Annotated in this window: 13 protein-coding genes; 9 read left to right on the forward strand and 4 right to left on the reverse strand. The window is 66.9% G+C overall.

Translation table 11 applies throughout. The features are described 5' to 3' along the window. Positions 1 to 7: 7 nt before the first annotated feature. Together G474_RS21845 and G474_RS0104050 are read right to left on the reverse strand one after the other, a co-directional pair. Positions 8 to 2,647: an ATP-binding protein gene (locus G474_RS21845; protein WP_156919144.1), complete on the reverse strand. Its 2,640-nt coding sequence runs from the start codon at positions 2,645 to 2,647 to the stop codon at positions 8 to 10. Positions 2,648 to 2,777: 130 nt separating this feature from the next. Continuing rightward, a complete protein-coding gene (locus G474_RS0104050) occupies positions 2,778 to 3,179 on the reverse strand; it encodes a hemerythrin domain-containing protein (protein WP_026685860.1) in 402 nt (133 codons plus the stop codon). Between the two features lie 195 nt (positions 3,180 to 3,374). Between G474_RS0104050 and rplU the strand changes: the two genes are divergently transcribed. The 5 genes from rplU to G474_RS19455 all read left to right on the forward strand — a co-directional run bounded on the left by rplU (position 3,375) and on the right by G474_RS19455 (position 7,571). After that, a complete protein-coding gene (gene rplU / locus G474_RS0104055) occupies positions 3,375 to 3,686 on the forward strand; it encodes a 50S ribosomal protein L21 (protein ID WP_026685861.1) in 312 nt (103 codons plus the stop codon). Between the two features lie 21 nt (positions 3,687 to 3,707). Next, positions 3,708 to 3,971 carry a 50S ribosomal protein L27 gene (rpmA, locus tag G474_RS0104060; protein WP_026685862.1) on the forward strand — a complete coding sequence of 88 codons (264 nt, stop codon included), beginning with the start codon at positions 3,708 to 3,710 and terminating at the stop codon, positions 3,969 to 3,971. A 64-nt stretch (positions 3,972 to 4,035) separates the two neighbouring features. Continuing rightward, positions 4,036 to 5,121: an Obg family GTPase CgtA gene (gene cgtA / locus G474_RS0104065; protein ID WP_026685863.1), complete on the forward strand. Its 1,086-nt coding sequence runs from the start codon at positions 4,036 to 4,038 to the stop codon at positions 5,119 to 5,121. Beyond that, entirely contained in the window at positions 5,118 to 6,236 is a 1,119-nt protein-coding gene (proB, locus tag G474_RS0104070) for a glutamate 5-kinase (RefSeq protein WP_026685864.1), read from the forward strand. Before cgtA ends, proB begins: the two co-directional genes overlap by 4 nt. A gap of 87 nt (positions 6,237 to 6,323) precedes the next feature. After that, positions 6,324 to 7,571, forward strand: a complete 1,248-nt coding sequence (locus tag G474_RS19455; protein WP_043463182.1) for a TIGR03862 family flavoprotein — start codon at positions 6,324 to 6,326, stop codon at positions 7,569 to 7,571. Positions 7,572 to 7,583: 12 nt separating this feature from the next. Here the strand turns inward: G474_RS19455 and G474_RS0104080 are convergent, their stop codons facing one another. After that, positions 7,584 to 8,204 carry a CBS domain-containing protein gene (locus tag G474_RS0104080; RefSeq protein WP_026685865.1) on the reverse strand — a complete coding sequence of 207 codons (621 nt, stop codon included), beginning with the start codon at positions 8,202 to 8,204 and terminating at the stop codon, positions 7,584 to 7,586. A gap of 201 nt (positions 8,205 to 8,405) precedes the next feature. Here G474_RS0104080 and G474_RS0104085 point away from each other — a divergent pair, with 201 nt between their 5' ends. The 3 genes from G474_RS0104085 (at position 8,406) to G474_RS0104095 (ending at position 10,687) form a co-directional block, all read left to right on the forward strand. Then, the gene (locus tag G474_RS0104085) at positions 8,406 to 10,028 is read left to right on the forward strand and encodes a methyl-accepting chemotaxis protein (protein WP_026685866.1); all 1,623 of its coding nucleotides are present in this window, start codon (positions 8,406 to 8,408) and stop codon (positions 10,026 to 10,028) included. Positions 10,029 to 10,124: 96 nt separating this feature from the next. Then, the gene (locus G474_RS0104090) at positions 10,125 to 10,358 is read left to right on the forward strand and encodes a DUF2789 domain-containing protein (RefSeq protein ID WP_026685867.1); all 234 of its coding nucleotides are present in this window, start codon (positions 10,125 to 10,127) and stop codon (positions 10,356 to 10,358) included. Positions 10,359 to 10,423: 65 nt separating this feature from the next. Next, the gene (locus G474_RS0104095) at positions 10,424 to 10,687 is read left to right on the forward strand and encodes a hypothetical protein (protein ID WP_026685868.1); all 264 of its coding nucleotides are present in this window, start codon (positions 10,424 to 10,426) and stop codon (positions 10,685 to 10,687) included. A 39-nt stretch (positions 10,688 to 10,726) separates the two neighbouring features. On the opposite strand, the gene crcB is transcribed toward G474_RS0104095, so the two are convergent. Then, complete coding sequence (gene crcB, locus G474_RS0104100) at positions 10,727 to 11,116, reverse strand: fluoride efflux transporter CrcB (RefSeq protein ID WP_026685869.1); 390 nt, start codon at positions 11,114 to 11,116, stop codon at positions 10,727 to 10,729. A 261-nt stretch (positions 11,117 to 11,377) separates the two neighbouring features. Between crcB and G474_RS0104105 the strand changes: the two genes are divergently transcribed. After that, complete coding sequence (locus G474_RS0104105; RefSeq protein WP_026685870.1) at positions 11,378 to 13,156, forward strand: glutamine--tRNA ligase/YqeY domain fusion protein; 1,779 nt, start codon at positions 11,378 to 11,380, stop codon at positions 13,154 to 13,156. Positions 13,157 to 13,353 lie beyond the last annotated feature (197 nt).

The following is a 13,353-nucleotide window of genomic DNA, read 5'->3' on the forward strand; positions in this document are numbered from 1 at the left end:
ACTCCCCTCAGACGGGGGGAATCTCCCGCCACAGGCGCACCATGATTTCCAGCAAGCGGTGCGGAGGTATGGGCTTGTGCAGCACCGGCCAGCCGGCAGCCGCAAAAGCGTCGATCTGCTCCCGGGAAGTGTCGCCGGTGACGATCACGGCCCGGATCGGGCGGCCCAGCTGGCGGCGCACGGTATTGAGCAGCTCGATGCCGTTCAGCTCCCCGGGCATGCGGAAGTCGGTGACGAAGAAATCCGCCCGGGCAATGACCGGATCCGCCAGGGCGCTTTCGCCATCGGGGAAATAGCGCAGGCTGATGTCGTGACTGCCCAGCCAGGCTTCCAGAGCGCCGGCCACCAGGGGATCATCCTCCACCAGCACGCACAGGCAGCCCTTGAGCACGCCGAAATCCTCCTGCCGGGGGGCGGCCGCTTCCAGCCGGGCCGGCTCCAGCCGCTGCCCGCTCACCAGGGGAATGCTGATCTCGAAGGCGGTGCCCCGACCATAGCGGGACTGGCAGCTCAGGCCGTACCCGAGCAGGTCCGCCATGCGGCGCACGATGGAGAGCCCCAGGCCCAGCCCCCGGCCCCGGTCCCGCTGGGGATTGTCCACCTGATAGAACTCATCGTAGATGCGGGGCAACTGGTCCTCGCGGATACCTATCCCCGTATCCCACACCTGGATCACCAACTGCCCCCGGCGCATCCGGGTCCCCACCAGCACCCCACCCCACTCGGTGTAGCGGATGGCGTTACCCACCAGATTGCGCAGCAATCCCATGAGCAGCCCCAGGTCGGTCTCGAAGATCAGCGGCCGGGAGGGGAAGAAAAGCTTGAAACGCAGGTCCTTTTCCAGGGCGAGGGAGGCGAACTCGCTCTCGATGCGCTGGAAGATCTCGTAGATTTCCACCGGTGCCAGCTGCGGCGTCACCACCCCCGCGTCCAGCTTGGAAATGTCCAGCAAGGCGTCGAGCAGTTCCCCCAGGGCCTTGGTGGCCAGACCCAGGTTATGGGCGATTTTCTTCTGATCCTCGTTCAGGGGGGTGCGCCCCAGGGCCGAAATGAACAGGTTGCTGGCCTGGAGCGGCTGGCGCAGGTCGTGACTGGCAGCGGCCAGAAAGCGGGATTTGGCCACGTTGGCAGCTTCCGCAGCCTGTTTGGCGGCGAGCAGGTCCGATTCTGCCTGGCGCCGTTCGGTGATGTCGGTCAGGGTACCGGACATCATGATTGCCCGCCCCCGGGCATCCCGCTCCACCACCCGCCCCTGGGTCAGCAGCCAGCGCCACTTGCCGGCCCGGGACTTGGCCCGGAACTCCAGCCGGTGGAAAGGAATCTTGCCCTTCAGGTGGCGGCGCATGGAGGCGCGCATGCGGGGCAGGTCGTCCGGATGGATGTGCTGGGGCCACTGGCGCTGGCGCAGGGGGGAGTCGTCGGGACTGTAGCCAAGGATGGCATCGAAACGGGAACTGGCGGAAAACTGCCGGGCCGGGATGTTCCACTCCCAGAATCCCTGGTCCGAGCCCTCGATGATGCGCCGGTAGCGGGCATCCCCGTCACGCATGGCTTCCGCCAGACGCCGGCGGCGCTCCACGGCCACGAGCAGGAGCAGCAGCAGCACCAAGCCGGCAGCTTCCACCCGCATTTCGCCCAGCACCTGCAGCCCCAGCTCCCGCCCATCGGCTATGCACAGCACCCGCCAGGGGGCCTCCTGCAGGTCCCGGCCGCAGGCCAGCCAGCCCTCGCGTTTCAGGCACTCCCCGGACGGATGACTGAGCAGGGCCTCGGCCTGCCCCGCAAACTCCGGGGGCAGCAGTTCCGAGAGCATCTGCACCCGACGGCCGGAGATGCCGCCGGAGGAAGCCAGCACCTGACCACTGCGGTTCACAATGTACAGGGTGCCCTGGGAGGTCCGCTGCCCCCGCAGGTAGCGCTCCAGGGTGGTCAGGGTGAAGTCCAGGGCGACGATGCCGCGGAAACGCCCCAGCTCGTCATAGACCGGCGCCACCAGGGAGGTCATCAGCCCCTGGCCAGCCTGGTCCGGGTAGGCGTCCTGCCAGCGGATCTGGTGCCCTGGATTCCGCTGGGGCCCCATGGAGGCAAACAGGGGATGGGTGAGGAAAGTGTCGCTCCACTTCAGACGCTCCGCCATCTCCGCGCCCTTGTAGGGGTAGAGGCTGGTGAAGCCCTGGGCCGAGGTGTAGTAGATCCAGCTGGCCTCGGCCACACTCTCGCGCACATCGGCCATCAGGGGCGTCAGGGCCAGGGCGGCCGCCATTTCCCGAGCCCGGTCGGTGCCCGCTTCGGGCAGTCCGCCCTTGCCGAACAGATAGGCGCCCAGGCGGGCCGGATGCTCGGGGGGCAGCCCGGTGGTGACGAAACCGCCCGGGCGCGCTTCCAGAATCGCCATGGCGCTCACCGGCGGCGCACTGTCACTGCGTTGCAGCTCCCGCTCCGCCCCGGTGCGCAGGATGCGCAGGCTGGTCAGGGCCCCGTGGGCCGTGGCATCCACCCCGGCCGCCATGGTCTGCAGGCTCTGGCGGGACTGGGCCAGGGTCTGCTCCACCCGGTCGGTCCACAGCTGATAGAAGCCGAACCCCGCGCCGGCCAGCACGACCCCGCTGATCAGCAGGCTACCCAAGCGACGGGCGGGGGTACTCACACCAGGTTCCGCCGACCCGCAGGCCCGTTGCTGCCAAGCTTCATGCTCGTTCCACCCTCACGCAAATGAGGGTCAATTCTCGGGACTATCCGCTTGTCCTGTCAAACCCGGCAAGCACTTTTCCCGGGGATCAGGCAGCAATCCCTTCCGGAACGTAGTTCACCTGGCGCATGTGCCAGGCCAGGGCGGCGTCCATGGTGGCGGCGTGATTGTCGAACCAGGCCGGCATTTCCCCCGCCACCACCCGCCCCAGGCCCGGGTTTCCCTTGCGGGCCATGGACAGGACGCTGCGCAGGGAAGCGAGCACCCGCTGATGCTCGCCCACATGGCAATGGAGGGGCGGGAAACCGCTTTCTTCCATCCAGCGGTTCTCCTGGGCGAAATGGGCGTCGGTATGGTCGATCAGGGCTTCCAGGGCGGCAATGGCCTCCCCGTCCCCGGCCTGGGCCAGGGTGTTGACCAGGTCCACGAACTCCCGGTGAGTTGCATCCATGGGCTCGTGGCCCAGCTTATAACGGTCCTGCCATTCCATGGGGCTGTTCCTTGTCGGTATTGTGGGGCGCGCCAACGCTTGCTGACGCGGGCCCGAGTCTTTCACCCTCCTGCCGGCCGAACCTTGATCTACCGCAAATTTCCGGCCCAGGGAAAAAAAGCACCCAAACCTTTGACGCAACAGTCGAAATATGTATAATCACGGGTCCTTTTATGCAGCTCTTTGGAGTCCAACATGTACGCGGTCGTAAAAACCGGTGGCAAGCAGTATCGTGTGAGCGCCGGCCAAAAACTTAAAGTAGAACAGATACCGGCAGACGTTGGCGCAGAAATCACCCTTGACCAGGTCCTCATGGTAGGCGAAGGCGAGAGCGTGAAGGTCGGCGCCCCCCTGGTTGCCGGGGCAGCCGTCAAGTGCACCGTGGTATCCCACGGTCGTCACGACAAGATCAAGATTTTCAAGATGCGCCGCCGCAAGCACTACCAGAAGCACCAGGGGCATCGTCAGAACTACACCGAACTGCGCATCGACAGCATCGCTGCCTGATCGGAACTGAAGGAGTAAGACATGGCACACAAAAAAGCTGGCGGTAGTTCCCGTAACGGCCGCGACTCAGAATCCAAACGGCTTGGCGTCAAGCGCTACGGCGGTCAGTTCGTGCTGGCCGGCAACATCATCGTGCGTCAGCGCGGCACCGAGTTCCACCCCGGTGAAGGCGTGGGTTGCGGCAAGGACCACACCCTGTTCGCCCTGACCGACGGCACCGTTCAGTTCGCCATCAAGGGCGCCAAGAACCGCCGCTTCGTCAGCATCGTCCCCGCCGCCGAATAACCGGCCCCCGGGATTGCAAAGCCCTATCCCCGGATAGGGCTTTTTTAGTTTGTAGGAAAGCCCCATGAAATTCATCGACGAAGCAAAGGTTTACATCAAGGCCGGCGACGGCGGCAATGGCGTTGCTTCGTTCCGCCGGGAAAAATACATTCCCATGGGCGGTCCGGACGGCGGCGACGGCGGCCGGGGCGGCAGCATCTACATGCTGGCGGACCGCAACCTGAACACCCTGGTGGATTACCGCTACACCCGCAAGTTCCTGGCCCAGCGCGGCGAGAACGGCCGCGGCTCGGACTGCTACGGCGCCGCCGGCGAAGACATCGTCATGCGGGTCCCGGTGGGCACCGTGGTCTACGACCTGAACACCGAGGAACTCCTGGCCGATCTGCCCCAGGACGGCATGAAAGTTCTGCTGGCCCGGGGCGGCAAGGGCGGCCTGGGCAACATCCACTTCAAGTCCAGCGTCAATCGTTCGCCGCGCAAGTGCACCAAGGGCGAAGAGGGCGAGGAATTCGAACTGCGCATGGAACTGCGGGTGCTCGCCGACGTGGGCCTGCTGGGCCTGCCCAACGCGGGCAAGAGCACTTTCATCCGTGCCGTTTCCGCCGCCCGCCCCAAGGTGGCCGACTATCCCTTCACCACCATGCACCCCAATCTGGGCGTGGTGCGTGTCGATGACAACCGCTCCTTCGTGATTGCCGATGTCCCGGGCCTGATCGAGGGGGCCGCCGACGGCGCCGGTCTGGGCATCCGCTTCCTGAAGCATTTGCAACGCACCCGGGTGCTGCTGCACCTAGTGGATCTGGCTCCCTTCGACCCGGAAGCCGATCCGGTGCGCGACGCCCACGCCATCGTCCAGGAACTGGAAAAGTACGACCCCAGCCTGGCGGCCAAACCCCGCTGGCTGCTGCTCAACAAGCTGGACCTGATTCCCGAGGAGGAACGGCAGCAGCGGGTGGATGACTTCGTCGCCGCCTACCGCCAGCTTTCCGGCTTCGACGGCCCCCACTTCGCCATCGCCGCCATTTCCGGCGAAGGCTGCAAGACCATCACCTACGCCCTGATGGAAGCCCTGGAGCACATGGAACCGCCGCTCCCCCTGGGCGATGACGACGACGAAACGGACAGCCCCGCTCCCGTACAGGAATGACGACCACACTCGCCCAAGCCCGCCGCCTCGTGGTCAAGGTGGGCTCCGCCCTGATCACAGCCAACGGCACCGGCATCGATCTCGAAGCCATCCGCGACTGGGCCCGCCAGATCGCCGCCCTGCGCGCCGACGGCCGCCAGGTCCTGCTGGTGTCCTCCGGCGCCATCGCCTGCGGCATGCAGCGCCTGGGCTGGACCAGCCGCCCCCGGGAAGTCCACGAACTGCAGGCCTGCGCCGCCGTGGGCCAGATGGGCCTGGCCCAGATCTACCAGGAAGCCTTCGGTCAGCACCAGCTCCACACCGCCCAGATCCTGCTCACCCATGACGATCTGGCCGACAGGAAGCGCTACCTGAACGCCCGCACCACCCTCAACACCCTGCTGGAGCTGGGCGTGGTGCCCATCATCAACGAGAACGACACGGTGGTCACCGACGAGATCAAGTTCGGTGACAACGACACCCTGGGCGCCCTGGTGGCCAACGCCGTGGAAGCCGACGCCCTGATCATCCTCACCGACCAGCCCGGCCTGTACACCGCCGATCCGCGCAAGGACCCGGCCGCCACCCTGATCAGCGCGGCCGTGGCCGGCGACAGCCGCCTGGAAACCATGGCCGGCGGCGCCGGTACCCGGGTCGGCACCGGCGGCATGATCACCAAGGTGCTGGCCGCCAAACGGGCGGCCCGGAGCGGCGCCCACACGGTAATCGCCAGCGGCCGGGAACGGTTGGTGATCCAGCGCCTAGCCGCCGGCGAATCCATCGGCACCCTGCTGGCCTCCCAGACCGAACCCCTGGCCGCCAAGAAACAGTGGCTGGCCGACCACCTGCAGACCGCCGGCCAGCTGTACCTGGACGAAGGGGCCTGGAAGGCCCTGGAGGATGGCCGGAGCCTGCTGCCCATCGGCATCATTTCGGTGATCGGCGACTTCGAGCGGGGTGCCGCCGTGGCCTGCATCGCCCCCGACGGCCGGGAAGTGGCCCGGGGCCTGGCCAACTACGGCAGCTCCGACGCCCGCCGCATCGCCCGCTGCGCCTCCCAGGACATCGAAGCCCAGCTGGGCTACGTGGCCGAACCGGAAATGATCCACCGGGACAACCTGATCCTCCTGGACTAATCCCATGCACACGGGAGAGCCCCCCCTGGCGTCCCGCCGACAGCCCCTGGGTCGCCTGGCCCGAAAACTGGCGCGGCCGGCCTGAGCATGGCCCGGCTTGCGGTGATCGGCTGCGGCCCTGCGGGCCTGATGGGAGCGGAGGTGCTGGCCCGGGCCGGGCACCAGGTGCACTGTTTCGACGCCATGGCCACGGCCGGGCGCAAGTTCCTCATGGCCGGCAAGAGCGGCCTCAACCTGACCCACGCGGAACCCCGGCAGAATTTCCTGACCCGCTACGGCAGCGCCCGCCCCTGGCTGGAGCCCGCCCTCGAAGGCTTTTCCCCCGACGAGCTGCGCGCCTGGGCCCATGGGCTGGGCATCAGCACCTTCACGGGCTCCTCGGGCCGGGTCTTCCCGGAAGGCATGAAGGCCGCGCCCCTGCTGCGCGCCTGGTTGCAGCGGCTGCGCCAGCTGGGCGTGCACTTCCACATGCGGCATCGCTGGCTGGGCTGGCAGGACGGGGCGCTGCGCTTCCAGACCCCAGCCGGGGAACAATGCTACGACTACGAGGCCCTGCTGCTGGCCCTGGGCGGCGCCAGCTGGTCGCGGCTGGGGTCCGACGGGGCCTGGGCGACGCTGCTGACGGCCCGGCAGATTCCCGTCGCCCCGTTCCGGCCGGCCAACTGTGGTTTCGACGTGGCCTGGAGCCCCAGCTTCCGGGAACGCTACGCGGGTCAGCCGGTAAAGGCGGTCAGCGCTGCCTGTCCCGGCTTTTCCCCACGCCGGGGCGAGTTCGTGATCAGCGCCCAGGGGGTGGAAGGCAGCCTGATCTACGCCCTCTCCGCCCCCCTGCGGGATGCCCTGGCCCGGGATGGTCAGGCGGCCATCACCCTGGACCTGGTTCCCGACCGCCCCCTGGAAAAGCTGGCGGCCGAGCTCGCCCGCCCCCGGGGCCGGGATTCCCTGGCCAACCACCTGCGCCGTCGGGCCGGCATCGAGGGGGTCAAGGCCGGCCTGGTGCGGGAATGCCTGCCCCGGGAGCTGCTGGAAGATGCCAAACGCCTCGCCACGGCCCTGAAAGCCCTGCCGCTACCGGTCACCGCGCCCCGCCCCCTGGAGGAGGCCATCAGCAGCGCCGGCGGCCTGGAACTGCAGGCCCTGGACGGGCAGTTCATGCTCAAGGCCCTGCCCGGCGTCTTCTGCGCCGGCGAAATGCTGGACTGGGAGGCCCCCACCGGCGGTTACCTGCTCAGCGCCTGCTTTGCCACCGGCCACCAGGCGGCCCGGGGCATGCTGCACTGGCTGGCCGCCGGGAACGGCCAAGGTACAGCGCCGGACGCTGACGAGACGGGCTGAAGGAGAACAGCCTCAGCGCCAGAGGCTGAGAGGCGGGTCCATCAGCACGGCACGCAGGATGTCCCCCCGGGAAATGAAACCCACCAGCAGCCCCTGGGCATCCACCACCGGCACGCCGTCCACATCGAACTCCAGCATCACCTGGGCCACCCGGCGGATATCCGTGACCGGATCGGCAGTGACCACCGGGGAGCTCATCACGTCCGCCACCCGCCGCTCCAGCACGTCCCGGACACTGCCCTGATCCACGTTCAGGGCGGTGAGCAGGTTGCGCTCTCCCACCACCCCCACCAGATGTCCCTGCTCCAGCACCGGCGCCTGATGCACCGACCCCTGGACCAGGCTGCGCCAGGCCCGCTCCACCGGATCGGCCGCCTGCACACACAGCAGACGCCGCTGCATTAACTGATGGGCGTGATACAGGGGCCCCCGCTCCAAGTCCTGATGCAGCACCCGCCGATAGGCCTCCAGGGCCGCACGCCCCGGGGTCGAAGCAGGAAGCTCCGGCCCCAGCTCGTCTTCCCTCCCCGCCAACGCCGGAGCCTGGCGCAGACGCGCCGCCTCCCGTACCTGGGCCAGCTGTTCCAGGGTTCCCCGGAACAGGGGGCCGGACATGCCATAAATGGAAAACATCGAACCCTCCCGCGCCAAATCGTCATGCCCAGGCCCGTCATGCAGGCCATGGGAATTCTGCATTGCCCATGGTCACGCCCGGAGGGCCTTCTGTCAAAAGGGCGCCCCCCGGAAACAGCAATGTTAGAAAATGTAAAACTGGTGATATAAAGTGATTCCAGCCAAGCCTTGCGCCCAGCCAATAATTACAGGAGACACACCATGTTCCGCACCTCCAGCCTGAAAGGACGACTGACCCTGTCCGTCCTGGTTGCCCTCATCGGTCTGGTCCTGCTCGGGGCCTACCAGATCCAGCACCTGCGCACCCAGCTGCTGGAAGACCGTAAAGCCACCTTGCAGGCCGCCGTGGATATCGCCGTAGCCGTGACCAAGGATATCCAGGCTCAGGAGGCCAAGGGAGAGCTGAGCCGGGAAGCCGCCCAAAAACTGGCCAAGGATGTGCTGCGCAGCATGCGTTACCTGGGCACCGAGTACTTCTATGTGTACGACAGCAAGGGCATGGGGGTGATGCACCCGGTACGCCCCGAATACGAAGGACAAAGCCACTGGGACCGGCAGGACAAGCAGGGCAATTACACGGTGCGGGCCCTGGTGGGGGCCGCCCTGGACAAGAGCGGCTACACCCGGAGCCTGACCCCCAAACCCGGCAGCGATGTGCAGGTGGAAAAGCTGCAGCACCTGCAGCACTTCCAGCCCTGGGACTGGGTGATCGGCACCGGACTTTACATCGATGACCTGGATGTCGTGTTTTACCGGGAGCTGCGTAACGTCGCCCTGGTGGTAGTACTGGTGATCCTGGCCGTGGGCGCCGTAGCCCTGGGCGTGGCCCGGGCCATCCTGGCCCAGATCGGCGGAGAACCGGCAGAAGCGGTGCAGGCGATGCGCACCGTGGCCGCCGGCGACCTCACCGTGGCCCTGCACAACACCCGGGAAAACAGTGTGCTCGGGGAACTGAACCGGCTGGTCCAGGCCCTGCGCGCCATGATGGGGGATATCTCCCGGGGAGCCGAACAGGTGTCGGGCTCCGCCACCCAGATCAGCGCCATCGCCTCCCAGGTGGCCGACGCGGCCGCCGGCCAGACCGAGGCCACCCAGACCATGGCCGCCGCCATGGAGGAGCTGACCGTGTCCATCACCCACGTTTCCGACAACGCCCTGGAAACCGAACAGCACTCCTGCTCGGCAGCCGAACTGGCCGGCACGGGCGAAGCCAAGGTCATGGATACCGCCAGGACCCTCAACACCATGGCCGGCACGGTGGGGAACGCCGCCGGCACCGTGCGGGCCCTGTCCGAAAATGCCCAGGAAGTGGCCCGGGTGGCTTCAGTGATCAAGGACATCGCCGGCCAGACCAACCTGCTGGCCCTCAACGCCGCCATCGAGGCCGCCCGGGCCGGGGAGCAGGGCCGGGGCTTCGCCGTGGTGGCCGACGAGGTGCGGGTGCTGGCGGAGCGGACGGAAAAGGCCACGGTGGAAATCGCCCAGATCGTCAGCAGCATCCAGGCCGACACCCAGAAGGCGGCCACGGTCATGGATTCCGCCCTGCCCGAAGCGGAAAAGGCCAAGGCCTCGGCCGACGAGACCACCACCCTGCTGCACCAGATCGCCGAGGGCTCCCGCTCGGCCCAGGCCCTGGTCAAGGAAGTCGCCGCCTCCACCCGGGAACAGAGCGAGGCCAGCACCTCCCTGGCCCAGCAGGTGGAACGCATCGCCAACCAGGTGGAGCAGACCAGCGACAGCATGCGCCAGGCCGCCCAGGCGGCCCAGTCCCTGCTCGGCATCGCCCAATCCCTGAACTCGGCCACCGCCCGCTTCCGGGTATAGGTTCTCCGGATATAGGCACAGCAGCGCGGGACGGGGGAACTTCCCCCCGCCCGCATCTGCCGAACCAGGGTCGCTCACCACACGAAGGAAGCCGCCATGGAACTCTGCCGCCACGACCTGGGCAATCTGTTCGCCCAACTGGGGCTGGCCTCGGACCCAGCCAGCCAGAACCGCTTCATCGCCCAGCACGCCCCGCTTTCCCCGGACCTGCCCCTCGCGGCCGCCCCGTTCTGGAGCACCGCCCAGGCCGCCTTCCTGCGCGAGGAAATCCTCGATGACGCCGACTGGGCCGAAGCCATAGACGAACTGGACAGCCGCCTGCGGGCCTGAAACCCGTCCAGGCTGGCCCGTTACTTGCAAGATGGCGGCACGATCATCCCCCATGAGGACAGACCATGCCCACCACCACCCTGGACAAATCCGGCCAGCCCGTCGGCCCCGGTGATCAGATCCGCATCCTGGCCGTCACGCCCGACCCGGACATGGACGAGGAAGACCTGGAGCTGTTCCTGGAAATGGTGGGCTCCGTCTGCGAAGTGGAAAAGGTGGATGGTGATGGATATGCCTGGGTAACCATCTGGTGGGCCACCTCGGAAGGCTCCATCACCACCACCACCGCCCTGAGCCCGGGCCAGATGCAGAAGGTTAGCCGCTACTGAAAACTGTAGGCTTGTGCACAAGCCTACAGTCCCCCCGGATCAGCCCCAGATGCGATGGGCGCCCACGCTCAGGAGCCCCAGCCAGGTCATGAGCAGGGAGCCGCCCAGGTGCAGCATGGCCATCGCCAGCGCCCAGCCGGGCTGACCGGCCAGCAGGCGCTCCATGGTCTCGGCGGAAAAGCTGGAGAAGGTGGTCAGCCCGCCCAGGAAGCCGGTGATCACCAGCAGTTTCAGGGCCGGCGCCAGCCCCGTGTGCAGATGGAAGAGCCCCACCGCCACGCCCACCAGGAATCCCCCGATCAGGTTGGCCGCCAGGGTCCCCAGGGGGATGCCCAGCAACAGGGGATTGAGGGCCATGCCCAGCAACCAGCGGCACCAGGCTCCCAGGGCCGCTCCCAGCCCCACTGCCGCGAAATTCAGTCCGTTCATCCCTGATTCTCCTGCACAGGAACACGCAGCAAGGCCGGATACCGGCCCCACCTGCCCGGCCGCCGGGGGCTGCCGCCGGGCGGCTCAAGCGCTGGTTTCTCCCCTGTGTCTGCGTGCCGCCGTGCTTCAGATAGGGTTTTCAGGTTCATGGCAAGACTCCGGATTTTCCCGGCATTTTAGCCGCCCCCGGCGCCGCGGCGCCCCGCAACGGCCTCCCTGCCGCTAAAATGTCAGCCGACAGCATCGAACCCCAGGTAAATCGTGAGCAAACCCAACAGTACGCCCCTCCCCCCCGCCACCAATTTCATCCGCAACATCGTCGAGGCCGACCTGGCCGCCGGCAAGCACGCCCAGCGCCGCTGGGCCGGCCAGCCCGGCCTGGCTGAAAGCCATGCCCAGGCCCCTCTGGACCCGGCCAAAATCCGCACCCGCTTCCCGCCCGAGCCCAACGGCTACCTGCACTTCGGCCACGCCAAGTCCATCTGCCTCAACTTCGGCCTGGCCAAGCAGTTCGGCGGCCGCTGCCACATGCGCTTCGACGACACCAATCCGGAGAAGGAAGAGCAGGAGTACGTGGATTCCATCGTGGACGCGGTGAAGTGGCTGGGTTTCGACTGGCAGGACGCCCAGGAAAACAATCTCTACTACGCCTCCAACTATTTCCCCTGGATGCTCCAGTGCGCCGAGTACCTGATCGCCGCCGGCCACGCCTACGTAGATAGCCAGAGTGCCGAGGAAATGCGCGCCAACCGGGGCACCCTGACGGAGAAGGGCAAGGATAGCCCCTTCCGCAACCGGACCGTTGCCGAGAACCAGGACCTGTTCAAGCGCATGCAGGCCGGCGAGTTTGCCGACGGCGCCCACATCCTGCGCGCCAAGATCGACATGGCCTCGCCCAATATCAACCTGCGCGACCCGGCCATCTACCGCATCCGCCACGCCACCCACCACAACACCGGGGACAAGTATTGCGTGTACCCCATGTACACCTTTGCTCACCCCATTGAGGATGCCCTGGAGAATATCACCCACTCCATCTGCACCCTGGAGTTCGAGGACCAGCGCCCCTTCTATGACTGGCTGCTGGAGCGCCTGGCCGAGGGCGGCCTGCTGCAGCGCCCCCTGCCGCACCAGTACGAATTCTCCCGCCTCAACCTGACCTACGTCGTCCTCTCCAAGCGCAAGCTGATCCAGCTGGTGGAAGAGCAACACGTGAGCGGCTGGGACGATCCGCGCATGCCCACCCTCGTCGGGGCCCGCCGTCGGGGCTATACCCCGGAAGGCTTCAAGCTGCTGATGGACCGGGTCGGCGTCTCCAAGTCCGATTCCCTGATCGACTACAGCCTGCTGGAAGACTGCATGCGGGAGACCATGAACGAGATGGACGAGCGCCGTGTTGCAGTGCTCGATCCCCTGAAGCTGATCATCACCAATTACCCGGAAGGCCAGTTCGAGGACTGCCACGCCCCCAACCACCCCCTGAAGCCGGAGCTGGGCGAACGCACCATGCCCTTCGGCCGGGAGCTGTGGATCGAGGCCGAGGATTTCCAGGAGGTGCCGGAAAAGGGCTTCCGCCGCCTGTTCCCCGGCAACATGGCCCGGCTGCGTTATGGTTATGTGGTGACCTGTACCGGCTGCGAGAAGGACGATAACGGCAAGATCACCGCCGTTCTCTGCGAGTACCTGCCCGATACCAAGTCCGGCACCCCCGGCGCCGACAGCGTCAAGGTCAAGGGCAACCTGCACTGGGTGGCCGTCGCCCATGCCCAGGAAGCCCAGGTGCGCCTCTATGACCGCCTGTTCAAGGAGGCCAGCCCCGGCGCGGGCGAGCGGGACTTCCTGGAAGACCTAAATCCGGAATCCTGCCGCAGCATCACCGCCCAGCTGGAACCCAGCCTCAAGGATGCCCGGTCGGAACAGCGCTTCCAATTCGAGCGGCACGGCTATTTCGTCGCCGACCGGGTGGATTCCCGCCCCGGCGCCCCGGTCTTCAACCGGGCCGTGACCCTCAAGGATTCCTGGGGCAAGAGCGGGGGCTGAATCCCGCCAGGCACAGATCAGACAGGCGACGGCGCCCAGCGTCGCCTCCCCCACGGCTGCTCATGCAGGACGGCAGCCGCTCCCCCCATCCAGCAGCACTGCTGGCTCAGCCCCAAGTCGCCTTGCAGGACAAGACGATGGCCCGTAAGGCCAGCGAATTGGCGCTGCCCTGTCATGCCTTTGGCGTACAATCCCCT

This window comes from Azovibrio restrictus DSM 23866, from assembly GCF_000429665.1.
Classification (GTDB): Bacteria; Pseudomonadota; Gammaproteobacteria; order Burkholderiales; family Rhodocyclaceae; genus Azovibrio; species Azovibrio restrictus.